At 36.4% G+C, this 26678-nt stretch carries 25 protein-coding genes; 8 read left to right on the forward strand and 17 right to left on the reverse strand.

The features are described from left to right. Positions 1 to 128: 128 nt before the first annotated feature. Entirely contained in the window at positions 129 to 1256 is a 1128-nt protein-coding gene (yfkAB, locus tag BM211_RS15610; RefSeq protein ID WP_035433449.1) for a radical SAM/CxCxxxxC motif protein YfkAB, read from the forward strand. A gap of 47 nt (positions 1257 to 1303) precedes the next feature. Here the strand turns inward: yfkAB and BM211_RS15615 are convergent, their stop codons facing one another. Both BM211_RS15615 and cax read right to left on the reverse strand, forming a co-directional pair. Continuing rightward, entirely contained in the window at positions 1304 to 2101 is a 798-nt protein-coding gene (locus BM211_RS15615; protein WP_035433448.1) for a YfkD famly protein, read from the reverse strand. A 72-nt stretch (positions 2102 to 2173) separates the two neighbouring features. Continuing rightward, complete coding sequence (cax, locus tag BM211_RS15620; protein ID WP_035433447.1) at positions 2174 to 3229, reverse strand: calcium/proton exchanger; 1056 nt, start codon at positions 3227 to 3229, stop codon at positions 2174 to 2176. A 174-nt stretch (positions 3230 to 3403) separates the two neighbouring features. Between cax and BM211_RS15625 the strand changes: the two genes are divergently transcribed. Further along, on the forward strand, positions 3404 to 3820 hold the full coding sequence (locus BM211_RS15625) for a pyridoxamine 5'-phosphate oxidase family protein (protein WP_090998470.1): 417 nt from the start codon (positions 3404 to 3406) through the stop codon (positions 3818 to 3820). Between the two features lie 161 nt (positions 3821 to 3981). Beyond that, positions 3982 to 4128 (forward strand): BH0509 family protein, encoded by a 147-nt coding sequence (locus BM211_RS15630; protein WP_028411195.1) that lies wholly within the window; start codon positions 3982 to 3984, stop codon positions 4126 to 4128. Positions 4129 to 4150: 22 nt separating this feature from the next. On the opposite strand, the gene BM211_RS15635 is transcribed toward BM211_RS15630, so the two are convergent. After that, a complete protein-coding gene (locus BM211_RS15635) occupies positions 4151 to 4753 on the reverse strand; it encodes a DedA family protein (RefSeq protein ID WP_035434459.1) in 603 nt (200 codons plus the stop codon). Positions 4754 to 5116: 363 nt separating this feature from the next. Between BM211_RS15635 and BM211_RS15640 the strand changes: the two genes are divergently transcribed. Then, a complete protein-coding gene (locus BM211_RS15640) occupies positions 5117 to 7909 on the forward strand; it encodes a dynamin family protein (RefSeq protein WP_090998472.1) in 2793 nt (930 codons plus the stop codon). A 40-nt stretch (positions 7910 to 7949) separates the two neighbouring features. Here BM211_RS15640 and BM211_RS15645 read toward each other — a convergent pair whose 3' ends face one another. From BM211_RS15645 to BM211_RS15660, 4 genes are all read right to left on the reverse strand, one after another. Next, a complete protein-coding gene (locus tag BM211_RS15645; RefSeq protein ID WP_035434461.1) occupies positions 7950 to 8378 on the reverse strand; it encodes a hypothetical protein in 429 nt (142 codons plus the stop codon). 13 nt (positions 8379 to 8391) lie between these two features. Then, complete coding sequence (lepB, locus tag BM211_RS15650; RefSeq protein WP_035434462.1) at positions 8392 to 8925, reverse strand: signal peptidase I; 534 nt, start codon at positions 8923 to 8925, stop codon at positions 8392 to 8394. 177 nt (positions 8926 to 9102) lie between these two features. Beyond that, a complete protein-coding gene (locus BM211_RS15655) occupies positions 9103 to 9783 on the reverse strand; it encodes a lysoplasmalogenase (RefSeq protein ID WP_090998474.1) in 681 nt (226 codons plus the stop codon). 148 nt (positions 9784 to 9931) lie between these two features. Next, positions 9932 to 10876 carry a DMT family transporter gene (locus BM211_RS15660; RefSeq protein WP_035434465.1) on the reverse strand — a complete coding sequence of 315 codons (945 nt, stop codon included), beginning with the start codon at positions 10874 to 10876 and terminating at the stop codon, positions 9932 to 9934. A gap of 290 nt (positions 10877 to 11166) precedes the next feature. On the opposite strand from BM211_RS15660, the gene BM211_RS26785 reads away from it, so the two are divergent. Together BM211_RS26785 and BM211_RS15665 are read left to right on the forward strand one after the other, a co-directional pair. After that, complete coding sequence (locus BM211_RS26785) at positions 11167 to 11325, forward strand: hypothetical protein (protein WP_218160813.1); 159 nt, start codon at positions 11167 to 11169, stop codon at positions 11323 to 11325. Beyond that, positions 11322 to 13250, forward strand: coding sequence for a heavy metal translocating P-type ATPase (locus BM211_RS15665; RefSeq protein ID WP_035434466.1), 1929 nt, complete (start codon positions 11322 to 11324; stop codon positions 13248 to 13250). The genes BM211_RS26785 and BM211_RS15665 overlap by 4 nt, the downstream gene beginning before the upstream one ends. A 448-nt stretch (positions 13251 to 13698) precedes the next feature. On the opposite strand, the gene BM211_RS15670 is transcribed toward BM211_RS15665, so the two are convergent. The 3 genes from BM211_RS15670 to BM211_RS15680 form a co-directional block, all read right to left on the reverse strand. Continuing rightward, entirely contained in the window at positions 13699 to 14568 is an 870-nt protein-coding gene (locus BM211_RS15670; RefSeq protein WP_035434468.1) for a YihY/virulence factor BrkB family protein, read from the reverse strand. A 5-nt stretch (positions 14569 to 14573) separates the two neighbouring features. After that, positions 14574 to 15050 carry a DUF4075 domain-containing protein gene (locus BM211_RS15675; protein ID WP_035434469.1) on the reverse strand — a complete coding sequence of 159 codons (477 nt, stop codon included), beginning with the start codon at positions 15048 to 15050 and terminating at the stop codon, positions 14574 to 14576. A gap of 177 nt (positions 15051 to 15227) precedes the next feature. Continuing rightward, positions 15228 to 15692: a low molecular weight protein-tyrosine-phosphatase gene (locus BM211_RS15680; protein WP_035434470.1), complete on the reverse strand. Its 465-nt coding sequence runs from the start codon at positions 15690 to 15692 to the stop codon at positions 15228 to 15230. Positions 15693 to 16038: 346 nt separating this feature from the next. On the opposite strand from BM211_RS15680, the gene BM211_RS15685 reads away from it, so the two are divergent. Then, positions 16039 to 16263, forward strand: coding sequence for a DUF1128 domain-containing protein (locus BM211_RS15685; protein ID WP_035434471.1), 225 nt, complete (start codon positions 16039 to 16041; stop codon positions 16261 to 16263). Positions 16264 to 16485: 222 nt separating this feature from the next. Next, positions 16486 to 19152, forward strand: a complete 2667-nt coding sequence (locus BM211_RS15690) for a cation-translocating P-type ATPase (RefSeq protein ID WP_090998486.1) — start codon at positions 16486 to 16488, stop codon at positions 19150 to 19152. Between the two features lie 27 nt (positions 19153 to 19179). Here BM211_RS15690 and BM211_RS15695 read toward each other — a convergent pair whose 3' ends face one another. The 7 genes from BM211_RS15695 to BM211_RS15725 all read right to left on the reverse strand — a co-directional run. After that, on the reverse strand, positions 19180 to 20259 hold the full coding sequence (locus BM211_RS15695) for a toxic anion resistance protein (RefSeq protein WP_035434473.1): 1080 nt from the start codon (positions 20257 to 20259) through the stop codon (positions 19180 to 19182). An 18-nt stretch (positions 20260 to 20277) separates the two neighbouring features. Further along, on the reverse strand, positions 20278 to 21909 hold the full coding sequence (locus BM211_RS15700; protein ID WP_090998488.1) for a YceG family protein: 1632 nt from the start codon (positions 21907 to 21909) through the stop codon (positions 20278 to 20280). 79 nt (positions 21910 to 21988) lie between these two features. Then, positions 21989 to 22777 (reverse strand): TerC family protein, encoded by a 789-nt coding sequence (locus tag BM211_RS15705; RefSeq protein WP_035434476.1) that lies wholly within the window; start codon positions 22775 to 22777, stop codon positions 21989 to 21991. A gap of 73 nt (positions 22778 to 22850) precedes the next feature. Continuing rightward, on the reverse strand, positions 22851 to 23429 hold the full coding sequence (locus BM211_RS15710) for a TerD family protein (RefSeq protein WP_035434477.1): 579 nt from the start codon (positions 23427 to 23429) through the stop codon (positions 22851 to 22853). Between the two features lie 94 nt (positions 23430 to 23523). Further along, the gene (locus BM211_RS15715; RefSeq protein WP_035434480.1) at positions 23524 to 24108 is read right to left on the reverse strand and encodes a TerD family protein; all 585 of its coding nucleotides are present in this window, start codon (positions 24106 to 24108) and stop codon (positions 23524 to 23526) included. Positions 24109 to 24240: 132 nt separating this feature from the next. Beyond that, on the reverse strand, positions 24241 to 24837 hold the full coding sequence (locus tag BM211_RS15720) for a TerD family protein (RefSeq protein ID WP_035434482.1): 597 nt from the start codon (positions 24835 to 24837) through the stop codon (positions 24241 to 24243). 267 nt (positions 24838 to 25104) lie between these two features. After that, positions 25105 to 26678 (reverse strand): SH3 domain-containing protein (locus tag BM211_RS15725; RefSeq protein WP_177206947.1); only part of this gene is annotated, 1574 nt, incomplete at its 5' end.

The raw sequence follows: 26678 nt of genomic DNA on the forward strand, positions 1-26678 counted from the left end.
GGGCTAACCATCAGTAGGGATGAAAAAACTCCCCACTGATGGAAGTTTCACTTTATTAAAAAGCAATCTTCTTCTATCATAGAGGATGGACAAATTGTTATTTCAATAGTCAAAGGAGTATTTCATAAATGAATACATCACAAAAAATGAAGCCGATTACTCCTTCTTATGATCCATGGGAAGCTTATATGGATTTTGAAGAGTATGGCAAATTATTATTAACAAACGTTGAGTTTACAACGACAACATTATGCAATATGCGCTGTGAACATTGTGCTGTTGGTTATACACTGCAGCCAAAAGATCCAAATCCACTTCCGCTTGATTTACTATTACAACGATTAGATGAAGTTCCACATCTACGTTCTTTAAGCATTACAGGCGGTGAGCCGATGCTTTCTAAGAAGTCTGTTGATAACTATGTAACACCGCTCTTAAAATATGCTCACGAACGAGGCGTTCGCACCCAGATCAACTCTAACCTAACTATAGATTTAGCTCGTTATGAACAAATTATTCCTTATCTCGATGTTTTACACATTTCTCATAACTGGGGAACGATTGATGATTTCGTCCAGGGCGGATTTGCGATGATGGAACGCAAGCCGTCATATGAACAACGTGCTAAATTATTTGAACGAATGATTTCAAATAGTAAAGCATTATCAGAGGCAGGCGTTCTTGTTTCTGCTGAAACAATGCTCAATAAGCGTACACTTCCGCATATTGAACATATTCACCGTCAAATTGTTGAAGAGATGGGCTGTAAACGTCATGAAGTACATCCAATGTATCCAAGTGATTTTGCGAGCAATCTTGAAATTTTAACGAAAGATGAAATCCGCAGTGCCATTTCACGCCTTCTTGATATTCGAGATGAAAATGTGTGGATGCTATTTGGAACATTGCCATTCTATGCATGCAGCGATGATGAACGTGATTTAGAAATATTCAAGAAACTGCATGCAAGTAAAAATGTCACAGTACGTAATGACCCAGACGGTCGTTCTCGTTTAAATGTAAATATTTTTGACGGCAGTATTATTGTTACAGATTTCGGTGACATTCCAATGCTCGGAAATGTCCAAACGAATACATTACAAGAAGCCTATGACAAGTGGAGTGCCTCAAAAACAGCAAAAGAATTAAGCTGTCATTGTCCAGCTGTAAAATGTCTTGGGCCAAACATTCTTGTAAAAAATAGTTATTATCCCACAGAAAATTTCTTAACAAAACAAGCAAACATCACATTATAAGAAAAAACGTCAGCGTACTATCATGCTGACGTTTTTTGTATGAACATTTACTTTGGATCAGAAGACGGAATAAACTTAAAAGAGATATGATCTTGAATTGGTATGGATGCTCCAATTCCTTGTGATGTAATATTTTTAATCATCAATTTTCGCTGATTCCCTTTTAAAACAAGATATACCTCACCAAATGTTACTTTTCCTTTTTCGTTAACGGCTGGCGTATACGCATATAAATATCCAAGTTGTTTCGGACTAATATTATATACTCGTTCATGCTGGGTTCCATAACCAATGATTGTTTTAAACGAAAGAGGTAAACGTACTTTTTCCATCGCTTTTAGCAGCATCATCTTCTTCACATCTTCTGCATCCTTAATGTAAGAAGTAAGCCCACCTTCTACTAGTTTTTGTGCCTCTTGTCTATAGCGAAGTGGATAATATCCCTGTCCACCGCGATTATCATGAACATTCCGATTGACTTGCCTGTATTCCCAGTTCATTGTTGTTTCAGTCGATTCATAATTTAAAGGCCATTGTCCTAAATAAATTTTCGCACGGTATCCAACTGCAAGTGGTGCATTAGAAATGGATGTTTCATTAAACATCCGAATTAAATCCGGATTTTCAATCTTTATTGGCGATGTCTCAAGCAACGCTTTTGCTAATTCGCTCGGTTGTAAGCGCGGCAAGTCCTGCGTTGGATTTGGATACGTATTTTCTTTTGAAATGTTTAAAACAGATGGTGGAACCTTTACATTCAATTCTGTCTTCGCAAAGCTACTACAAGGAAATAAAAAGATAAACGAGAACATAATGGTGATATAAATATTGCACACTCGTTTCATCCGTAAAGCTCCTTCCTAATGGGACTATACGGTTATATTCTTTTCCCTGCTCTCTATTGTTATCCAAACTTTTTATAATAAATAAAAACCGATTCCCATAATGAGATATGCGGCAAGTAATGTTAAACCTTCAAACCAGTTCGTATCGCCATCATTTGCTATAGCAATTGTCAAAAATACAGCTGTAATCATTGCGACTAATTCTGGAATCGTAAATACAAGAGGCATATTTACCGCGGAGAACATCGAAATAATGACAAGTACAGGCGCAACAAACATGGCAATTTGTAATGTTGAACCAACTGCAATTTCAACAGCGATATTCACTTTATTTTTATAGGCCATAACTATAGCCGATGCATGCTCTGCTGCGTTTCCAACAATCGCCACAATAATAATCCCGATAAATAATTCACTCCAGCCAAATGTTTTAGCGACAGTTTCAATCGTATGTACAAGTGCCTCTGATACATAAGCAACCGCTATTGTTGCAATTGCCAAAACAAGCAATGCTTTTCCTTTTGACCATTCCGGTTCTTCATCATGCTCTACTACTTCGTCTTTATGCTGGTATACACCGCGATGCGTGACAAGTTTGAAAAACAATGCCGCTAAATATAAAACAATCATAATAATAGAAATGCCGACGCTAAGTTGGAATGTTTTTCCTACGTTCATGCTTTTTGAAAATATTTCAGGAATGACAAAAGCAACGACAACCGCAAAAATTAATAAAGCTGAATTATGGCGCGCGTCATATACATTGAAGCTTTGACGTTTATACTTTAGACCCCCTACAAAGAATGAGAGTCCACCCACTAGTAATAGGTTCCCAAGAACAGAACCTGTTAACGAAGCGAGTACGACTTCTGTTAACCCAGCTTGCAATGCAAAAATTGAAATAATAAGCTCAACTGCATTACCAAATGTTGCGTTTAACAAGCCTCCTATACGAGGTCCTGATACAACCGCCAAACTTTCCGTTGCTCTCCCCATAAAACCGGCCAGTGCGATAATTGTAACGCAATAGACAGCAAACATAATTGTTTGTGGCCAATGCATTACGTTACCAAGAACAGAAAGCGGTACACCAATGACTGCAACAAATAAAAAAATCTTATTAAACATCCTTTTCATCCTTCCATTTCTTTCTCAATCACTCTTTATATTACCATTATTATTCTTCTAATTTACCCAATTTTTATCATAATTACGTTTAAAAAAGAGCATTGTAGAAAAAAGTAAGAGCGAGTAAAAAAATATGAATGTTAAGTATGAGATACTCGAAAGGAGCAGAAACAAATGCATCTAAAAGAAAAAATAGAAAATATTATTCAAAGCAAACGCATTGGTGTCCTAGCAACAATGCGTGACAACAAACCGTATAGCTGTTTTATGATATTTTTTCACGAAGATTTCGTATTGTACGCTGCAACAGATCAGCAATCCAAAAAAATAGCAGATATCAAACAAAATGCGAATGTTCATGTTTTACTTGGTCGCGAGGGAAAAAAATGGGACGAAGAATATCTTGAAATAGAAGGTATTGCTTCTATTGAAGAAGACAGCACGCTAAAAAATAAATTTTGGACAAATAGTTTAAAACGCTGGTTACTTGGTCCTGAAGATCCAAATTACGTGTTAATAAAAATCAATCCTGACACCATTTATTACATTGATCATACTGGTACAGCACAACCAGAATTTTTACGCCTATAACAAATTAAGACGAGACCTCACAAAAGATGAGGTCTCGTTTTGTCGAAAAGTTCTTTTCCAAAAAATATTGAAAAAGCTGGAACTTTCTAAAGATTCTGTTATATAATAGTACTAACTTAAATAAACTGTATTAAAACAGATTGGGAGGAGAAATAATGATGATCAAAAGAGAAGAACGGAAAAACATGATTGAATTTATTGAAAAGAAGAAAGGAATCGAACGTGAAGAACTGATGTATATGACGGACGACGAAGTAGAACATATTTACAATGTGACGTACTTCTTATATGAGGAAATTGCAGAGTAATATAAAAAAACCGCTATCTACATTAGCGGTTTTTCTTAGCGTTTTGTATTCTTACATATGTATAAACAATCAAAGCGATGGCGATTGAAATGATAAAAATCCAAAATCCATATCGATGTAAATTGTACTCTACTTCTCGCCACTTTTCTCCTAATTTCCACCCAAGCCCAATAAAAACGCTCACCCAAACGAGCGCACCACCATACGCATATAAACAAAATTTTCCCCATTTTAAGTCGGACATTCCTGCAAAATAAGCAGTTAAATGTCTAACACCAGGTATAAAATAGCCAATCGCTAATAAAAAAGGGCCATACTTCTCAAATAAAATATGAGTCTTCTCAATTTGGGCTTCTTTAATCCCTACTTTAGAACCATATTTTTTCAATACAGGAAGTCCTAGTTTTAAACCAAGCAGATAACTTAATGTAATCCCAAGTATAGCCCCGGCCATGCCGCTCATAAACGCTTCTGTTCCTGACATATATCCCCTTGAAATATTATATCCGACAAATGTAAGTAGAAATTCATCTGGTATTGGTAATCCAACAATTCCTCCAGCAAGCGCAATAATAATTCCATAATAACCGTAGTGTGCGATTAATTCCCCAATATGTTGTTCCATTCGCACGACACATCCTATACGTTATCGTTATTCCACATTGTACCCTCTTCATCAATAAAGCAAACATGGTATACATATTCACTATACATTGTTTTTATGACGAACTCTACATCCAATGTTACAACTTCAGGTAGAATATTATATCCATATTATGTTATTAAGAAGAATCAATGTTGTTTCAGAAATGAAAGGAAATTGAAAAAAAACTGAAACTTTATCCATGAAAGTTCAATCCTACTCTAAAAATGAAAGGAAAATGAAATTTTTCAAAAGAAAATCTTTGCTAGAATAAAAAGCATCACTTCACGAAGGTGTTGACATATAACGAAAGATGCATTTTTCAAGATATAGTGGGGGGAAATCATGACACTAGAAAAACAATTAATAAAAAAGATATATTTTGAAACATTTTTAATGGAAAATGAAACACATCCGCCTCTTCAAGTACTTGGAGAAGCATATTTAGCTGAGCAAAAAAATGAATTTTCGAATGGATCTTATATTCGTTTTGCACAAGGTGAGTTTTATTATCATCATCAAGATTTTGAATCGGCTATTTTTAAATGGGAGAAAGTCAACAATGAATTAGAACCATGGGCACAAAAGAATATTGCAGATGCTTACTTCGAACTGAATCAATTATCGGCTGCCGAAACTGTTTATACGTCCATTACTACCGATAATAAAATACTTATGACCGAAATTTCATTACAATTACTCTCTCTTTACATAGAACAAAACAAACTTGATTTAGCTTTCAAGGTTATTAAAGAGGCTGTTTCTGTGAATCCCGATTATCCAAACGTTACAACCATTGCTCGTTCCTTTTATGAAGAACAGCAAGATTGGGACAGTGCGGTAGAACTTGCTGTAAATGAAATCATTCGAACAGAGTCCTTCCAATGGTTTGAGATTCTAAAAGAATATATAGATAAAGGATTTACGAAAACCATTTCACCAGATTATTTTTACAAAGTACTCGCTACGTTACATCATGTAGACCTCGTCCAATTTACACAAATTGTTTCATCACTTTGGCACAGTTATAAAGATGAACAAACTTATTTGTTGTGGCTGAAAACAATAAATGACTTTTTCTCGCATATCGAAGTACATTCAGCTGATGATTGGAACGACATTTCTTCTCTTTATGAAGAAACATATTTTGAATTAATTCAAAGCCAGTATATGCTGAAACAATTGCATGATATTGTTCCGAATATTTTGATGAATTGGTTTAAAATGGTCAATCCTTCTCATGCTGTGTTTCCATCTGCAGCAATATTGGCATGGGACGAGATTTTCCCTGCTAAAATAGATACACCAGACGTGAAACATGCAGAAAAATTATTATTACATTCTACCAATTACACTGATGGCTTAGACTATAGTTTACACCTTTTTGATTCTATTACACAGTGGGCACAAAACAATGATTTAGAAATGGGACATCGTTTTAGATGGTTAGTCTATGAGCTTGCAGATTTAAGAACAAATCGTCTTTTAGTAACAGGAACTTCTGGAAACGGAAAATCTTCCTTTATTAACTCTATACTAGGAGAAAATATATTAGAAAGCGCAAGTTCAAGTACAGTTATCTTTAAAGATGACGCTCACACAGAAATTAATGCCTTAACAGATGCGACAATTGTAACGACTCAGAATTTCTCTGATTTCCATAATATGATGTCTATGCACCGCCAAACATTTAGAGAAAAAACATGTATTGAATTTAAATTACCTTGCAAGTTTTTAAGCAAAAACAAACTAGCATTCGCTGTTACACCTAGCTTTACTAGAAACAGCGAGTTGAAAAATGAAACATTCGGCTATTTAGACTCAGTAGACAGTTTGTTATTTGTGTTGAATGCAGATTCACCGTTTACTGACAAAGAACGCGACGTTTTATTAAATATTCAAGAGCATGCACCAAATTTACAAATTCATTTCTTGTTAAATAAAATTGATAACATTTACAGCGAAACAGAAGTAAAACGAGTAATGCACGATACACAAACAAGAATAAAAGCATATTTTCCACATGCGAGAGTTTTACCTTATTCATCGTTATATACAAACAGTCAACAGCTAAACGAGTTAACTGATTTTATTCATTTTAACTTTGAGTATAAAAACCTTGAGCAAGAACGTACGAAAAAAATGTTACTTTTCATTCGAAAAGCAATTCAATACCTGTTAGATAAACGAGTTGAGATGGAAAATAACTTAGTAGATTCAATTAGTTGGAATGAAGATATTTTAATGAGACTAAATGGCTTCATTAATAATCTGAGTGCTTTTGAAAAGGAAAAAATTCATTTCATTACAGATTCCTATCGTACAATGAAACATAAAATTACGAATGACCTTACAGAGCATATTCCAAAGCTACTGCAAAGCTCTTCTGATCTAATTAGTGAAGACAGCGATTTTAGACACATTGATACGGAATTAAATGCAGCAATGAATGAGAGAATTCGAAACTATTTAGAACAAACCGTATTACCTAGCTTCGCTTCATCCATGCAAAGTTGGATTGAAACTTCTAAAAATGAGTTCCTGCAAAGTCAAACATACTTAGAAGAAATAAGTGAAGGGCTTAACTCTTTATGCGGTGAAAATCGAATCCAGTTACAATGCGACTTTAGAGTGCTTGATGATTGGCAACGAGATACGGATCGAATGACGAGCCGAATCCAGATGGAAGAAATAAATATCTTCCGCCGTTTTACGCCCGCACAATTTTTACTAAAAAGCGCAGGGAAATTATTCGGTGCTCTTCCTAAAAATAAGACAATGCTGTATAACAAATACAAACAGTATTTAGAAAATGAAGATTTTACCGATGTAACTACTTCTATTATAAATAAATTTTTCTTACAGTTTGAGCTATTTGAAACTGCACTAGAACGGGATATTACTATGTTCTTTAGAGATTCATTTAGTTCATTGAAACAAGCTGTAGAACACACGCATTTAGAAATACAAGAACATCAAAATACATTGCATAAAATGAAATCAAATCCTGAAGTTTATCGTGATCCTGTCAAACTATTTGAACTCAGATTGCGTCAATATGAAGTCGTCTTAAGTATAGATGAACAAAATATTGATGCAGAGTCACTGTTAGAAACAAACATGGAGCAGACTTTTTAAGATCAAACCAACAAAGCAGCCTATATCGGCTGCTTTGTTACTAACTTCTTATATCCCAAATCACATCATCAACCTTGGCTTCAACACGGATTCGTTCAATAAATTGCTTACGTTCCTTTTCATGACGAAGCAGTTTCTGTACATACCGCCGCTTACTCAACAAATGTAAATAACGCTTATCTGTATGAATGACGTCTCGGCATTTTACATTTTCATATATACCCTTAAACCAATCATGCCCCTTTAACTTTTCCACGTTACGCACAAATCTTCTTTGTCTTCGCTGTTCTCGTCCTTCTAAACTTTCTAGCACTAACTCGACAGTTTCTTCTGCTACAGCTTCTAATGCAACTCTTACAACTCCGACTGTTCCTCGAACGATCACTTTAGTGGCATCTGCCGCTACTTCCGCTAGTGCAACCGCTCCTCGGACGATTCTAGCTAAAATATGGCCGACAATCTCCTCCATACCTTGCCCCCTTCTATTCGATAATCTGAACCCGGTTAAAAGGGTAATAGATTGCAACTAAACTTCCTAATACATCATCTTTATCAATGAATCCTAATCCATTACGACTATCACGACTAACTAATCGATTATCTCCCATGACAAAAATTTTATTTTTCGGGATTTTCATCGGACCAAAATCTTCTGTAAAATTCACCATAATATGCTTTGCATGCTTCTTATTTTTTTCTAAATAAGGTTCCTTTTGCAATTGACTGTTGATATACAATTGATCATTTTTCATTTCGATCGTATCTCCAGGTAAACCGATAATGCGCTTCACATAATAATTATCCGTTTTTACTACAATGACATCGCCATGATCATAATTATCAATTTGCTTTACTACCTTATTTACAATGACCTTATCCCCATTATAAAGAGTAGGCTGCATAGAAGCTCCTTCCACAGTTGTTGGAAAAAAGACAAATACTTTCATGACAAAAGCAAGTACACATGCAATCACAAATACTTCGATACATTCCCGCAAACGACTTTTCTTCTTCATACGCCTCTCCCTTATCCCTCTATTATCTATTATTATAAAATATGATTGTAAATAAATTCTATATTATCAGGAAATTACCTAGACAATTCCCAAAATAAAATCTAACATTTTCTACACAAATTTATATTGTTTAACAACAAAAAAAGAACTGCCCTCAAGCAGTTCTTCTTTCATATTCTATATCCCCACATAAACGATACACATTTGTGCTCCCACATATGTTCCCCAAACTAAAAGAGGATCATATTTTACATTCCGTCCACCGATATCAGTAATTCCAATAATAAAGTCAGAAATGACAAATAAGAAACCACCTAACGCTGGAACCCACCACATTCCTTGATTCAAATAAGCGAGCGCAAACGCAAAGCACGCCATTCCGCCAACCCAAAGTCCGTATACAAGTACTCCGATTGTAAATAATCGATCTTGCTTATGATTTCGAATAAAAAAGAACCAACCAATAATTAAAAACAAACCGTATCCCGCTAAACCAATATATAAGCCATTCCACGAAATACCCGTTTCTAAAAAGGCAGTAACATACAAGCAATGTGCAATTGCAAATGTCACCATTCCACCAATGAGCCGCTGCCCAAATGGAATTAAACCGGCCATAAATAAATCACCAATTGTTGATAAAATCATCCCAATTGCAACCCATTGACGATAAGGCGTTACCGGGTCCTGTACCCACATCCATATCGCCGCTCCCGTTAATGAAAATGTGAGGAGTAACCGAATGAATAAGGGTAATGGTTCATTTTTCTTTGTGTGTTCTGATTGTCTCATTGCATAAATAGTCCCGAACAAAAATAAAACTATTTGTCCAATTAACAGTACGTACATTTCATTCATATTTTTCTCCTTGATGAATTAATATCTGTATTATTCGATATAAAATCATCATTTTCCTTTCTATTATCGATAATTTCCATCAAAAAATTGCTCCAAACTTTATCGTCCTTTCCATATGAAAAAGAGGCTCTCCATGAACCTCTTCACACTACGCTACTTTTGTATTCGTTTTGTTTCTTTCGTTACGTGTACGATTCACAATAATAATTCCGGTCGCTACACATGCTAAACCAAACAATACGAAAGAATGAATTGCTTCTCCTAAAATCAAGCTCGATAAAATTACACCAAATACCGGAATGAAAAACATATACATCGATACTTTTCCAACTTTGTTATATTTCATCACAGTATTCCAAATGCAAAATCCCGCTGCTGATAAGAATGATAAGTATAGTAACATAAGCAGCGTTTGCATATCGAATATAAATGGCATAAATCCAACTTGTACAACCCCGATGAGCAATAAGCCTAGAGAACCGATAATCATCTGATATGCGGTCATATACCCTACATCCATCGTTTTACTTCCTTCTTTCGCCAAAATGTTACCGTATGAGTACAGCATTGCCGCAGCTAACAATAACAATTCACCAATACCAAAGTGAAAATTCATATCTCCTTTTGGTATGTTTACAAGAATAACACCGCAAAAACCGATTGATACGCCAATGATTTTTCTCATATTTAAAGAATCATCTTTATATAGAAAATGGGCGAATACAATTTGAAAAAATGACGATGTTCCCGAAATAACTGCTCCTTCAATCCCAGTACTATAGCTCAAACCGATATAAAAACAAACATATTGTAAAAACGTTTGAAACAGACCAATTTGAACAAGTTGCTTCATTGTTCCTTTTTGAAAAGATAAATTTCTCCCTAACAATTTAAAGAAGAATAAAAGCATCATTCCAGCTAAGAAAAAGCGATAACCCGCAAACAAAATTTGTTCGCCTACTTCATGAGGCTGAATATCTAACTGTATATAACTTAATTTAATAAATGGAAACGCACTGCCCCATAGAAAAGTTGCACTTAACGCTGCAACAAATACACCGATTGGATGTGTAAAAAATCTTTCTGTCTTCACTAGATGTCTTCCTTTCCGTACTTTTTATGACCAATATTCATATATAACAAAGCGGAGTCAAAAAGACAAGTATTTTCACTTCTATCTTGCTTCTGTACTTCCACCACGAATAGCGGAATTAGTAAAATCTTTTCCTAAAAGGAAACATATGTTACAATCTAGAATAGTAATAATAAAGTAAATAACTACACAGAGTGTGTTTTCTAAGAAATGCTGCTATCCGTATGGATGGCAGCTTTCGTCGTTTTATAAGGGTTTCGATGATGATTCTTTTTCTCAAATAGAGAGGAGTGAAACGAGATGAACTCACCAGTAAAAATGTTCGCAATGCAAAAGAACGTTTCAACTTAGAAGAATGCTGCTATCTAGATAGATGGCAGCTTTCGCCATTTTATAAGACTACCGATGATGATTCTTTTTCTCAATCGAAAGGAGCAAAAAAGCTATGAATTCTGAAGCAAAAACATTATCAAAGCAACAAGGAACGCCAAATTCTTCATCTTGGCTTGCAACATTTCAAAAGCATTATGAACTCATTTTCGCGCTTACATCCGGCGTGTTAATTTTAATCGGTTGGTTATTAACAAAGAATGACATGACAACAACCGCAACGACATTTTACGTATTCGCTTATATCATTGGAGGTTATGCAAAAGCAAAAGAAGGTATTGAAGACACAATCGCAGAAAAAGAGCTGAACGTCGAAATGCTCATGCTGTTTGCAGCAATCGGTTCAGCCATTATTGGCTACTGGACAGAGGGTGCTATCTTAATTTTCATCTTCGCTTTAAGCGGCGCGATGGAAGCTTACACAATGAACAAAAGTCAAAAGGAAATTTCAGCACTGCTCGACTTACAACCAGAAGAAGCACTGCGCATCTCACGCGGAATGGAAGAGCGCATTGCAGTTGAACGACTAGAAATCGGTGACATCATTTTAATTAAACCAGGTGAACGCGTTCCTGCAGATGGCATGATTCGCACAGGTGAAACGAATATCGATGAGGCTGCTATTTCAGGTGAGCCGATTCCAAATGAGAAAAAACCTGGTGACGAAGTATTCGCAGGAACTGTTAACTTACGCGGTGCCATTGAAGTAGAAATTACAAAACATAGCGATCAAACATTGTTCCAAAAAATTATTCGTCTCGTACAAAATGCCCAAAGTGAAAAATCACCGTCACAGCTTTTCATTGAAAAATTCGAAGGGACGTATGTAAAAGGAGTCCTTCTCGTTGTATCACTTATGATGTTCGTTCCTCATTATGCGCTTGGCTGGAGCTGGAACGAAACATTTTACCGTGCAATGATTCTACTCGTTGTTGCTTCTCCTTGTGCGCTTGTTGCAGCGATTACGCCAGCTACATTATCGGCGATTTCAAACGGTGCACGCCATGGCATTTTATTTAAAGGCGGTGTTCATTTAGAAAGATTAGCTTCATTAAAAGCAATTGCCTTTGATAAAACAGGGACATTAACACAAGGAAAGCCAACAGTAACAGATGTATATACGCGTGATGGTATAACTGAAAAAGAGCTACTATACATTACAGCATCCATTGAAAGTCATTCTACACATCCTCTAGCGGAATCTATTGTGAACTATGCAAAGCAAGCATATGATATTACGTTAACAAAACCAGAAAACGTAGAAGATGTAACAGGATTTGGCTTAAAGGGGACACTACAAAATAAAGCATATAAAATTGGGAAAGCTGATTTTATCGGAGAAGAAACAAAAACGTTTCATAGCAGCATTTCCATACATTTAGAACAAGAAGGAAAAACAGTTGTATATGTAAGTGATGAAAACGGCATTCTCGGTCTGATCGCCTTAAAAGATACATTGCGCCAAGAAACAATTGCAGCAATTCGCGAACTCCAAAGCCTTGGCATTGAAGCAATTATGATTACAGGTGATAATGAACAAACAGCAAAAGCCATCGCTGCTGAAAGTAATATTAAAGAATATTACGCATCATGCTTACCAGAAACAAAAGTAGAAACGATAAAACAATTGAAAGAGAAGTACGGTACAGTAGCAATGGTTGGTGACGGAATTAATGATGCTCCTGCCTTAGCCACAGCAAGTATTGGCGTTGCAATGGGAGAAGGAACTGATGTTGCGTTAGAAACAGCTGACGTTGTCTTAATGAAAAGTGAACTTTCCCGCTTAGCACAAGCCATTCGCTTATCTAAACGAATGAATCGCATTGTAAAGCAAAATGTGATCTTTTCATTAACTGTCATCATGCTGCTCATTTGTTCAAACTTCCTGCAATTTTTAGCCCTTCCATTAGGTGTCATCGGTCATGAAGGAAGTACGATTCTCGTTATTTTAAATGGATTACGGTTATTAAAAGCAAATAATTAAGAAGCTGATTCAAAAGGCACATAAGTGCCTTTTGAAGTCAGCTTTTTTCCGTTATCGATCGTTCTTTGCAATATATAGGCGCTTCGACACGATTTAAAGTGAAACTTCCATCAGTGACGCCTTTCTCACTGATGGAAAGCTCTCACCAATCGGGCTTTTACTGCCCGTTAATGCGGGATAAAGATCCCTCGACGATATCCGACACACAAGTAGTCGATTCGCTGAAACTGACTCATATCGAAAAGCGAAGAGCTGTCCCAAAAGTAAAACTTTTGGGACAGCTCTTTTTTAATGATAACTATTATGTCCGTTTGCACTGCTGCTCGTTTTATGTTTTGGCTGCGAGCTGCTGCGTTGTTTACGCTGATTTTTGTCATTTTTGCTATTACCAGTCTTATTTTGACCCATGAATAATCCCCCCTATTCCCTTTTAGTATGGGACAGAAGATTATTTTTGATTACGGGAATTATTGTCACTCGTTCGATAACAATTCAAAAGTGCATTAATTTCTCCGCCAAGTAAAATTACCCAGCCAGTTAAATAAAACCATAATATTAAAATAATAATACCACCGAGACTACCGTATGTAGTAGCATAATTCCCAAAGTTATCAACATAGTAAGCAAATGAATACGATACCACAATCCATCCAATTGTAGCAAATATTGCTCCTGTCACCACTTCTCTTCTCTTCACATGACGATTTGGCGCAAATTTATACAAAAAGCAAAATAAACCGAACAATACAAGAAAACTTAGTAGTAATCGAACAATACTCCACACAAACGTAAATTCTTCAGATAAACCTAAAATTTTAAAAATTGCTGCTCCAATTAATTGGCCAAATACAGGTAAAATTAAAGCGAAGACAATCATAAAAATCACTGCTAATGTTAATACAATGGATAATGCCCTTGTTGTAATAAAAGAACGGGTTTCATTAATATCATAGGCGCGATTAAATGCCTTCATCACCGCATTAACACCGTTAGATGCAAACCATAACATGGCAAGTAAACCAAACGATAATAATCCACCATTTTGCTTATTTACTATTGCATGTACATTTCCTTCAATTAAACTCATTGCATCTTCAGGAGCATAATCCTTTAAAAAGGCTAATACATCTTCTGTCTGAATTGGAATATATCCAAGAAGTGTAATTAAAAAGACGAGCGCTGGAAAAAGAGAAAGCAAGAAGAAATAAGCGAGCTGTGCTGCTAAGCCCGCCACGTCATCTCGCATTGTTCGATCATACAGGTCTTTTCCAAATGTGAAAACATGATGAGTTCTTGCTTTTTGTAAAAATGCTTTCATCTTTTTTAAACGCTTTTCTTTTCTTCATTATTTTGTTTTAGTTCGATATACGCTTCTGATTGCTTCTCTTCTGCAATAGGTTCTTCTTCCGCTGCAATTAATTCTTCTTCTACCTTTAATTCTTCTGTTGGGACAACCGCTTGAATCTCAATTGTTTCCGGTTGTTCTTTTACAGTGTTCTTCTTCTTACTAAAAATATCTTTCGTTTCTTTTAAAGTTTCAACAACAGCTGGCGTTAACTTTTTAATTTCCGCTACTTTTGCTTTTACAACATTAAGATCTGCGAATTCGCGCCCTTTATCTGTAACTGTTTGTACTTTTTCTTTCAGCTTTGCATTTTCACCAATTTCAATCATTTTTGTTTTTGCTTTTCCTGCTGTATACTTCACCTTTTCACGATTTTCCTTCTTTAACATAGAAACCGCCACACCTGCTGCCACACCAATTGCAATATTTCGTACAAGGTTTCCCTTCTTTGCCATATTCCTTCACCCTTTCATCTATTTTGTTAGAAATTTATCTCACTCTAATGAACAAGAAAATCTCAAAGGAAAAACTTTGAAATCAACCTCCCCATAAGAGTTTGATGCGCTCAACTCATCATTAACGGGGACACCCATCAATGGAAGCTTTACATTTTACTTTCTGAACTAACATTCTTATATTCCTTGCTCATTTCGAATGAACGCTAACAATTTTGCACATCCTTCTGTTACAAGGTCATATACTTCTTGAAAGTTCCCTGTAAAGTATGGATCCGGAACATCTGTCCAACCACCGTTTGGAACAAAATCGGATAGTCTGCCAATATAGCCGCCAGCTTTGCCTAAAACCTTTAAATCATCTAAATTTTTATTGTCCATTGCAATAATATAATCAAACTTTGTTAAGTCTTCTTTTTCTACTTGACGGGCTTTAATTCCTTCAAAGGACACTTCATTTTCCGTTAAAATTTTTTGCGTACCATGATGAGGTGGATGGCCGATATGCCAATCTCCGGTTCCAGCCGAATCAACAGTAATGACCGTTTCTAATTTTTCTTTTTTGACCTGCTCACGAAAAATCGCCTCTGCCATCGGAGAACGACAAATGTTTCCAAGACAAACAAATAAAACCTGAACCATATTGTTTCTTCCCTTCATCTTGCATCTGTTTATATTTATATACCCAGTTTAATCTTTCGACATAGAAGTCGTTACTATGTAAACTACTTGCCTTCTCCTTTTGCTTTAAACTTTGCATGTGGTAGGAAAAGGTCCTAACCGCTTCTATGCGCGGTCAGATGCTCTAGTCTCCCCCAAAATAGAAAGGGGTTTATGTCGTTTTTTAACTTGTATATTTAGTATAAACAATCAACAATTACTTATAAAGGAAATAGATACTAATTTAATACGATTGCAAACTTCCGTTAACGAAAATGATAAAAAAATGTTAAGATAAGTCTATGTTATTTTAAAGGGGGACACTTCCGTGGATTTATCCGTAAAAACACAAGAGAACGTTGAATATATGGTAGAAGCAATTAAAGAAAAGTTACGTATGGTAAACGCTGGTGCAATGAGAGCTGAAAACTTCAATGAAAACATGTACGAAGACTTACGTGAAATTTATGAGCATGTTATGAAACGCGACACATTTAGCATCAGCGAAATGGAAGCTATTACAGAAGAATTAGGCACACTAATCAAGAAATAAGAAAAAGTGGCTATGACAGCGGATTCCAAAAGTTTGATACATGTCAATCTTTTGAAATCCGTTTCTTTTTATTTCCAACAAATTTATGACAAATCTCCACATTTATTCGCACACCTTCAAAATATTGTAAAATAATAATAACCCACTCATCAGAGACTTCACATCAAATCGAAATTTTCCACACTACAATTGATAACTGTTTTTTACTGGAGGTGCTTTCATATGAGCAATTGGTACAGTAAGACAACAACTCAGACATTGCATGAACTAGAAACAAATGAACAGCAAGGTTTAACCGAAGAAATAGCGGTAGCTCGATTAAACAAATACGGGAAAAACGAGCTCGAAATGAAGAAAAAAAGAACTTTGGGTCAACGTATTTTTGCCCAGATCAATGATATTCTCGTCTATGTTCTTTTAATTGCAGCTCTTATTTCTGCCTTTGTCGGCGAATGGGCTGATGCTAGTATTATTGCTGTTGTAGTCGTTTTAAATGCTGTAATTGGTATCATTCAAGAATCAAAAGCAGAGCAAGCTCTAGAAGCTTTAAAAAAGATGGCGACTCCAAAAGCAATTGTAAAACGAGGTAGTGAATTAAAAGAAATTCCATCCGAAAATGTCGTTCCTGGAGACATTGTTCTGCTTGATGCAGGTCGCTATATTCCTTGTGACTTACGGCTCATCGAAACAGCCAATTTAAAAATTGAAGAATCTGCTTTAACGGGCGAATCCGTTCCTGTAGATAAAGATGCAACGTATACTCCTTCAGGGCAACATCAGAAGAAAGTACCATTAGGTGATCAAAAGAATATGGCCTTTATGTCTACACTTGTTACATATGGTCGCGGTGTTGGCGTAGCTACCCAAACAGGAATGCATTCACAAATAGGGAAAATCGCCACTCTCTTGCATCAAGCTGATGATGATACAACACCTCTTCAAAAAAGCCTAGCGCAAGTTGGAAAATATTTAGGCTTTGTCTCTGTAGGAATATGTATCATCATGTTCTTAATCGGTTTTTTCCAAGGTCGTGATACGTTAGAAATGTTTATGACCGCGATAAGTTTAGCGGTTGCCGCGATTCCAGAAGGCTTACCAGCTATCGTTTCTATCGTTCTCGCAATCGGTGTACAGCGTATGATTAAACAAAATGTCATCATCCGGAAACTACCAGCTGTTGAAGCACTTGGCTCTGTTACGATTATTTGTTCAGATAAGACTGGGACATTAACGCAAAATAAAATGACAGTTACTCACTTTTATAGTGATGGTACATACGATGCATTAGAAAATGTAAACGTAAATAATGATGTTCAGCGTCTACTATTAGAAAATATGGTTTTATGTAACGACGCCTCTTACAATGCTGAATCACAAACTGGAGATCCGACAGAAATTGCTCTTCTTGTTGCGGGATCTACCTTTGATCTTCAAAAAGATATGCTAGAAAAGAAACATAAACGCCTAAATGAGTTTCCTTTTGACTCTGATCGTAAAATGATGTCAACGCTGCATGAATACGAAGACAACTACTTTAGTATGACAAAAGGGGCAATCGATAAACTCTTACCTAGGTGCAAACATATTCTTAAAAATGGCACTGTGCAGCCATTAACTGAAAGTGATCAAAACGAAATAATAGCAGCGGCACAAGCGATGTCACAAAAAGCGTTACGCGTACTTTCATTCGCTTTCAAACAATACAGTGCCGAGCATATTAACATGCAAGAAGCAGAAGAAAATCTTATATTCATTGGTCTTGTAGGGATGATTGACCCGCCTCGCCAAGAAGTGAAAGCAGCTATTAAAGAATGTAAGAAAGCTGGCATTCGCACCGTTATGATTACAGGAGATCATAAAGATACCGCCTTTGCCATTGCAAAAGAACTTGGAATTGCTGCAGAAGAATCCGAAGTAATAATGGGAACACAATTAGACAATCTTTCAGATGAACAACTCGCAAACGAAGTGAATCATTTAAACGTCTTTGCTCGTGTTTCTCCTGAACATAAAGTGAAAATTGTAAAAGCACTACGTGCAAATGGAAATATTGTTTCCATGACTGGAGATGGGGTCAATGATGCACCATCTTTAAAACAAGCAGATGTTGGTGTTGCAATGGGGATTACCGGAACGGATGTCGCAAAAGGTGCTGCTGATATGGTGTTAACAGACGATAATTTCTCGTCTATTGTTAAAGCCGTCGAAGAAGGGAGAAGCATTTATCATAACATTAGAAAGTCTATTCTTTTCTTACTTTCTTGTAACTTCGGAGAAATCATTACACTCTTCTTAGCTATTTTACTCGGCTGGGCTACACCACTTCGTCCCATTCATATTTTGTGGGTGAATTTAATTACAGATACACTTCCAGCATTATCACTTGGCGTAGATCCAGAAGATCCGGACGTTATGAAAGAAAAGCCGCGCCGTGCGACAGACAGCTTATTTAGCGGCAGTGTACCATTTTTAATACTAAACGGGATTGTCATTGGGCTCATCACGTTAATCGCCTTTATTGTTGGCGCAAAATTATATACAGGGGATACGAACCTTTTTCCTCTCTTTCCATCTCAAATTGAAGCAGATGCTTTATTACATGCCCAAACAATGGCCTTTGTCACACTCAGTTTTTCACAGCTCGTTCATTCTTTTAATTTACGATCACGTACAAAATCAATCTTCTCGATTGGGATATTGACAAATAAATACTTAGTTTTCTCTCTTCTGATCGGTGTATGTATACAAGTATGTATTATTTCGATTCCGCCTCTTGCCAGCATATTTGGTGTACATGCTTTAACAGTAAACGATTGGGGATTTGTTTTATTACTTAGTATCATTCCGTTACTAGTAAATGAAATAATAAAGGTATTGAAAAGGCAGTAAGGAAATTCCTCACTGCCTTTTCTATCATTATCCTTGCATTTCCTTCTTAATTCGATCCGTTAATTCTGCCATACGCTTACGGCTTTCTTCACGCTCACGTTTGTTTTGTTCTTCAATTTGTTTTGTTTCTTGAACACCTTTCGAAATAATGTTCCAAGTCTCTTCAAGCGTTTCCATCTTAATACTTGAAGAACCAGTTAGTTTTGCTACTTCGACACTTTGCGTTGCGATATTTTGAGCATTTCTCTTCAACAACTCGTTTGTGCGGCGGTCAAGTTCTGCCATTGAATCGGCAACAAGCTTTTGACGTTTTGCATTCACAGCCTGAATAATACCATTTTTAAAAATAGGAATTGTCGTAATAAACGCTGAATTAATTTTCCCGATTAACTTGTTGTTACCACGTTGAATCATACGAATTTGCGGTGCTGTTAATAGGGCAACCATACGCGCTTTTTCTAAATCGTCAATGCGTTGTTCTAAAATCTCTACAGAGTTCTTTAATGATTCTAGCTCGATTCCTGCAAGTTGATCATTGTTTTGAACGCGCTCTTCATACATTGGAACTAATTCTGTTTGCAGACGCTCAAGTAGCATTTCACCCGCAACAACGTATTTCTCTAAATCTAAATAGTATTTTAAGTTTTGATCATACAAACCATCTAACGTACCGATTGAACGCTTCATTTCATCTTGATATTTCGTGATTTCCACGTACACTTTATCCATTTCGCGGCCCATCGTTTGATACTTATTAAAGATTTGTTCAATCATTTGATTTCCTTTTTTAAATAAACGAGAGAAAAAACCGCTTTTTTCTTCAACGAAATCTTTACTGTCAAACTTGTCCATAATTTTCCCAAGCTGTTTTAATAGCTCACCAGAGTCTTCTACTTTCGATAATGTCATCGTATGTAAAATTTGATCTGCAAACCTTGAAATCTCTAAAGATGGCTCTTTACCTAGCTCAATTAGTTCCAATTGATCTTTAATGTCTACACCATTATATATGCGCTGCACCTCAGAGTCTTGTCTTAACTGCAGGCGAATATCTTTCGACGTTTGTTCATTCAATTCTGTTGTTGGATCTAATACGATCGGATTCATATATGTATCTTCCTTTCTTTATAAAAATGGCCGAAATAACCCCTTTAAAGTGTTTGATAAATTTTTATGAGACGAAGCGCCGTGAAAGGCTACATCAAAGCTCACTTCTTCTAGCCAGTGGGAATCAAATGCGCCCGCTTCAATATACTGCTCGATGTCATTACGTCCTGTCGGATTAAAATGTAACACATCGACACCAATTTGATTTAAAAAGAGCATTACTACCGCATCAGAACGTGTCAGCTCTCCACTTTTCTCATTGTTAAATATAACTACTTTCGGCACTTCTTGCGAATAATCAAATTTCTCAAGCTGCTCAAGTATGTTCGGTGGGATTTGTGAAAGCTGAGCAAACACATATAAAGCAGTGTCTTGCTCTGTTTCAGATCCCACTCTTTTGCAGAGCCCACTTTCACATGTATGAATGATAGCCTCTGCAATGCCATATTGCAGCCCTTCTGGTAAGCGCTTATGCGGCCACCAATGACTTTGAATGATATTCTGTGCATCAAGTTTTCCTGAACGGTTTAACGCATCACGATAATGGAATTGAAAATTCGCTTTCTGTTCCTTCGTAAAAGGAAATTGATTGATTAGCAGACTATTTTCATATGATGTTAACGTTTTTAATCTTTGAAAATACTCTTTCTCATTTTTAGAAACACCAGACACTTTTGCAAATAATGATGGAATATAAATATGCCCTTTTTCTACAAAGAATGTTGGTCTTATAAATGCTTTTTCTTTCGTAATGATAAACAGTTCATCATACGTCGTCTTTAACGTCCGGGCAACTGGTGTATACGCTCTAAATTGCCATGGTTTATACAAGAGTGAATTATCATGATGAAGCACTTGCTCAATCTCTTTTGAGGCTTGATACGCAACAGTTGCAACGCGCTCTCTCTTTTTATCCGGAAATGGTTCTAATGCAATTCGACTCGAATGCGAAATCACAAATGTTCGATTTTCTTCATCGATTGTTTCAAAACCATCTTTTCCTTCTGGATGATAATACAATACATCACATCCGAGCATAATAAGGAAGTGTAAAAAGTAAATTCGACTTTCCGACGCATCACCATACCATATAATTTGCGGCATTTGTGCTTTATAATCCTTTTGTGAAAACCATTTCGAAACGTAATTTTCACTTAACTTAATCATATCAATTAAAAACCGGCGAAAACCTTCTGTTTTTAACGATTGATTATGCTGTTTTTCGTACAGCTTTAAAATTGAAATAAAAGTTGCATGTATGTAGTGTTGTATATCGGGATGATCAACTTCGGGCAATAAACGTTTTCCCGATAAATGGGCAACGAGACGATTGACAGTTAAACCGTTTGCTGCCTGTTGATGCAGTGAAAAAACTTCTTGAATATCACGAAGCTTCTCTGAAGGAATGACTTTATTTAAATTTTGTTCGTGAAGTACAGTGATCTTCTCATTTTGACTATACGCAAATAACTGGTTAAAGTATTCATCCGTATCATTAGGCACGCCAAGAATGCGACAGCCTATATAGCTAAAATGTAGATCATTCTCTGTTACTTCATAATGCGGCCGCTTTGCTAAACCGGTTTCAAACTGTTTTAATACTTCTTCCCCGCCTAGTAACTGTGGGTGAAATGTAAAACGTGAAAACACACTCGTTCACCTCCAAACGAAACGTTTATAAAAAATGGGCGCCCATATGATGAGCAAACCCATTTAATCTATTAACCTATTAATCTTCTTTCTTAGAAGCTGCCACCTCTTCACGAGTTTGGCGAGATGTTTTCATATAATGTAAAATAAATGTCGCACCAAATGCAATAACTAAAATGATGAAGAATAACCAGTGCGGCATTTCAATATGAAATACAGAAAGCAACATTTTCGCAGCAATAATTCCAATTAATATATATGCTGTCGTTTCTAGTTCTGGAATACGTTCTAGTAATCGTAAAAATACGCCGGCAATACCACGCATCATTAAAATACCAAGCATTCCGCCAAGAAGTAAAATCCATACTTCATTTGAAACACCAAATGCCGCAAGAACGCTATCCACAGAGAACGCAATGTCCATTAACTCAACCATTACAACCGTTCCCCAGAACATGCCAAACATTCTAAAGAGAATGCTATCTTGCTTCATACCATGAGCTTCTTCGTCATCTTCATTTCCTTTAGATTTATCAATGAAGTGTTTTGCGGAAAGCCATGCAAGGTAAAGGGCACCAAGTACTTTTACCCATGCTAATTTAATTAAGTACATACCAATTCCGATGGCAATAAAACGAAATGCATACGCACCAATAAGCCCGTAAAATAAAGCTTTTTTACGCTTTTCTTCTGGAAGATGCTTTACCATAACAGCTAATACAAGCGCGTTATCAGCAGATAGCAATCCTTCCAAAATAACAAGCGTTCCAATTAATCCCCAAGATACTGGATCTGTTAATACCTTTACCCACATATCTAAATTAAAAAATTGGGCATACGTATCAAGAATTCCGTGTAAGATCTCCATACAGCTATTGACTCCTATTCTATTTTTAAATTTCTAGAAAGCGGAAAAGAAGGAAACGAAAGTCGCTTCCTTCTTATGCATCCAAGCCGTACGCTCTTACAAGCGCACCTAGTCCACCTTGGAAGCCACTTCCGACAGCATTAAACTTCCACTGTCCATTATGACGATATAATTCACAAAAGACAACCGCTGTTTCAATGGAGAAATCTTCCCCTAAATCATAGCGAAGTACTTCTTCATTTGTTTCTTCATTCGTTAAACGAGCAAATGCATTGGCAACTTGTCCAAAGTTTTGACGGCGGCCCTCTGCATCATAAATAGTAACTGTAATCGCAATACGGTGTACATCAGCTGGGACTTTGCTTAGATCAACAACTAATTGTTCATCATCACCATCACCTTCTCCAGTTCGGTTATCACCTGTATGTGCCACAGAACCACAAGGAGATTGTAAATTGTTATAAAAGATAAAGTCTGTTTCTTTCGTACATTTACCTTCTTGATTTAATAAGAAAGCAGATGCGTCTAAATCATAATCAGATCCGCCGTCATATTGTTTAATATCCCAGCCAAGACCAATAACTGCTCTCGTAAGGCCTGGGCTTGTCTTACCTAAATCAATTTTTTGTCCTTTTTGTAACTGAATAACCATCGCGCTTCACCTCTATTTACATAGATTATTTACCCCGATTGGGCTGGCTTTCCATAAGTGGGGATGAATCCTCCCCACTTATGGAAGAGTCACTTTACTCTACATCTAAACCAAAGTTTTTACATAAAGATGCTAACCCACCTTGGAATCCGCTTCCAATCGCATTAAACTTCCAATCATTGTTATGGCGATATAATTCACCGACTACAACTGCTGTTTCAATTGAGAAGTCCTCGCCTAAGTCATAGCGAATTAGCTCTGTTTTCTTCTCTTCATCTATAATGCGCACAAAGGAGTTAGATACTTGTCCAAAGTTTTGACGGCGACCTTCTCCATCATAAATTGTAATCGTAAAGCAAATGCGTTCAATATGCGCAGGAACATTTTTCATATCAACTTTGATTGTTTCATCGTCCCCGTCGCCTTCTCCTGTACGATTATCACCTAAATGCTGTACAGAACCATTTGCCCCGGTCGGATTATTGTAGAAAACGAAGTCTTCGCCTCCGCCAACCTTACCATTTGCTCCAACTAAGAAAATACTTACGTCTAAATCAAAATCAGCCTGTCCATCATATTTATTTGTATCCCAACCAAGACCAACAATTACTTTTGAAAGACCTGGATTTGTTTTCGTTAAATCTACTTTTTGTCCTTTTTGCAATGAAATAACTGCCATATATAACGCCTCCTTAAAAATTATCCGGCTCTACCGGGCAGTACTCAAAGTGTAGTACTGCCCGTAAGAATCCGGTTGATGAGAGCTTTCCATCAGTGGGAGACGAAGCCCCAAACTGATGGAAGTTTCACTTTATTGATAACTCGTGACGATTTCACTTAAATTTTTAGCTTGCGTTCCTTCTCCAATTGCCGAGAACTTCCATTCATTATCATGACGGTAAATTTCACCAGCAATTAAAGTCATCTTTCCACCGTAGTTATCCGTTAAGTTATAACGTGCTAACTCTTCACCTGTTTGCGGATTTTGAATACGAATATACGCATTACGAATCATCCCAAAGTCTTGACGACGGTTCACGCAATCATAAATATTTACAACAAAGATGAGGCGGTTTATTCTAGATGGAACTTTTGGTAATTCGACAAAAATAGTCTCATCGTCCCCTGCACCTTCACCTGTTAAATTATCACCCGAATGAGTAACACTTCCGCAAGAAGATAATTTATTTCCAAAATAAATGAGATCATGTTTATGTAAAAATCGATCATTCTCAAGCATGATCACAGATGCATCACAATCAATATTTGGCTTACTTCCAAACAATGAAGATAAAAACCCACCTGCTTTTTCCATCGGATCCCATCCTAGGCCAACTTGTAGCTTCGTTAACCCTGGTTTCCCTTTCGTTAAGTCGATCTTCTGTCCTTTTTCTAAAATGATAGGCATGAAGTCTCTTCCTTTCTACAAATCCTTTTCCACCTAGGAAAAAATTGTATTCTTTCTTTAATATTGTAGCATTTTTCATAGATTGAAAAAAAGAATATTTTTTCGATTATATGAAAACATCTATTTGATTTCCCTGCACCGATGTCAGAAGTGAACGACCGCAATATAATATATCGGCGCTTCGACACGATTTAAAGACCCTTCAACAATATCCGACATATAACTAACTTCTATACTTAACATCAACATTATGAATCTAGCTATTTATCAATATGAAGATATAAGTTTTACAGAGCTTGCTTTCACATATACACTATTATACGCTGTGTTGTCAGAAACTAGCTCATAGTATGTTTCACTTGAAGTTTGAATCATAGTCTTAATTGCAACCGTAATATCACGAGGTGCTGCATTTACTTGCGCTCCATCTATCTCTTTAAATAACACAGATCCAGCTTTCAGCATACCTAATCGATATTTATTCAAATCTTTTCCACCGTTCATAGCATCAAGTTTATTCATAAGAGAAGCAATTTGTTGGCCCCAATTTTCATCACTTGCATACATGACGTTCATACCTTGTGATTTATCTCCCAAATTCCCGCCGTTATATGTCCAGCCATTTGGATTTAAATAGTTTTGATCGATATACGAAGCGCAGAAGTTAATGCCTTCTTCCCACGTTTGAAATGACGTTGCACCATTATATGGGTCAGAATCCACCGCTCTAAAACCAAATAAATTTTTCTTATCTCGTGCGATACGACTTTTTCCCCAACCAGATTCCAAAACGGCATGAGATAGTAAGTAACCTGCATTTAAATTATATTTTTGTGCTGCATTCACAAAATATTTTCCAGTTCCAATCAACGGACTATCTGCACTATTTTTTCTTAAGAAATCATCAATATCTTTCGCCGTATAAGTAGATGTAACGCGAATCGGCACATACTCAAAATATTGATAACTATCTTTCCCACCGATCTGCGTTTTATCAAATGCCTCATAACGCTGACCTTCTTGTAAATGAGTCGGTGCATTACCAATTTGATATGCCGCATACGCGCTCGTAGAATTATCATATACATAGTGATAAAGCTTTCCGTTTTTCAATGAATAATATGACGTTGATTCATGAACCATATTAGGATATAAAGTAACATCGTCTATATTGACATATCCTGTTGTACCATCAATTTTCACATGTACACGGTCGCCAGCCACTTTTAGGAACTTTAAATCAGCTCCTCCTCGTACATATGTTAACTTTTTACCAGTTGCAATATCATAAATATTAATCAACTTATTTGCTCGTACAAAGCCTTGTTTCATATTCACAACTTTACCATCACTAACGATATAGCCATCTTCTGGTCTTGTTTGCAGTTCCTTTTCTGCTTCCATTCCATTCGATTTTTGAACTTTTCCTGCTTCTGTGATCACTTCATAAGAAGATGATTGTTTTAACTTTAAGAACTGTAAAGAAACATAAGCTTCCACACCGTTTACTCGAACTTTCGCCCAACCATTTTCCTTGCCTAGTATTACAACTGACTCACCACTTTTCAAGCGTGCTACAATTGCAGTACTTGTTGAAGGACCTTGGCGCACATTTAATAAAGATGTATTTACAATTCCTATTTCTTCTACTTGTCCATTATTTCCATTACTAGCATTCGAACCCGTACTAATTTGTACAAACCGTAACGAAACGTAGCCTTCTTTTCCTTTGTACGAAATCTTCGCCCAGCCATTTGCTTTTCCTAGTACTGTTATTTTCTCGCCTTGCTTTAAGTATCCGAGAATCGTACTATTTGTGTTCGCTGCGCTTCTTATTCGCA

Source organism: Bacillus sp. 491mf (genome assembly GCF_900112415.1).
In the GTDB taxonomy this organism is placed as follows: domain Bacteria; phylum Bacillota; class Bacilli; order Bacillales; family Bacillaceae_G; genus Bacillus_A.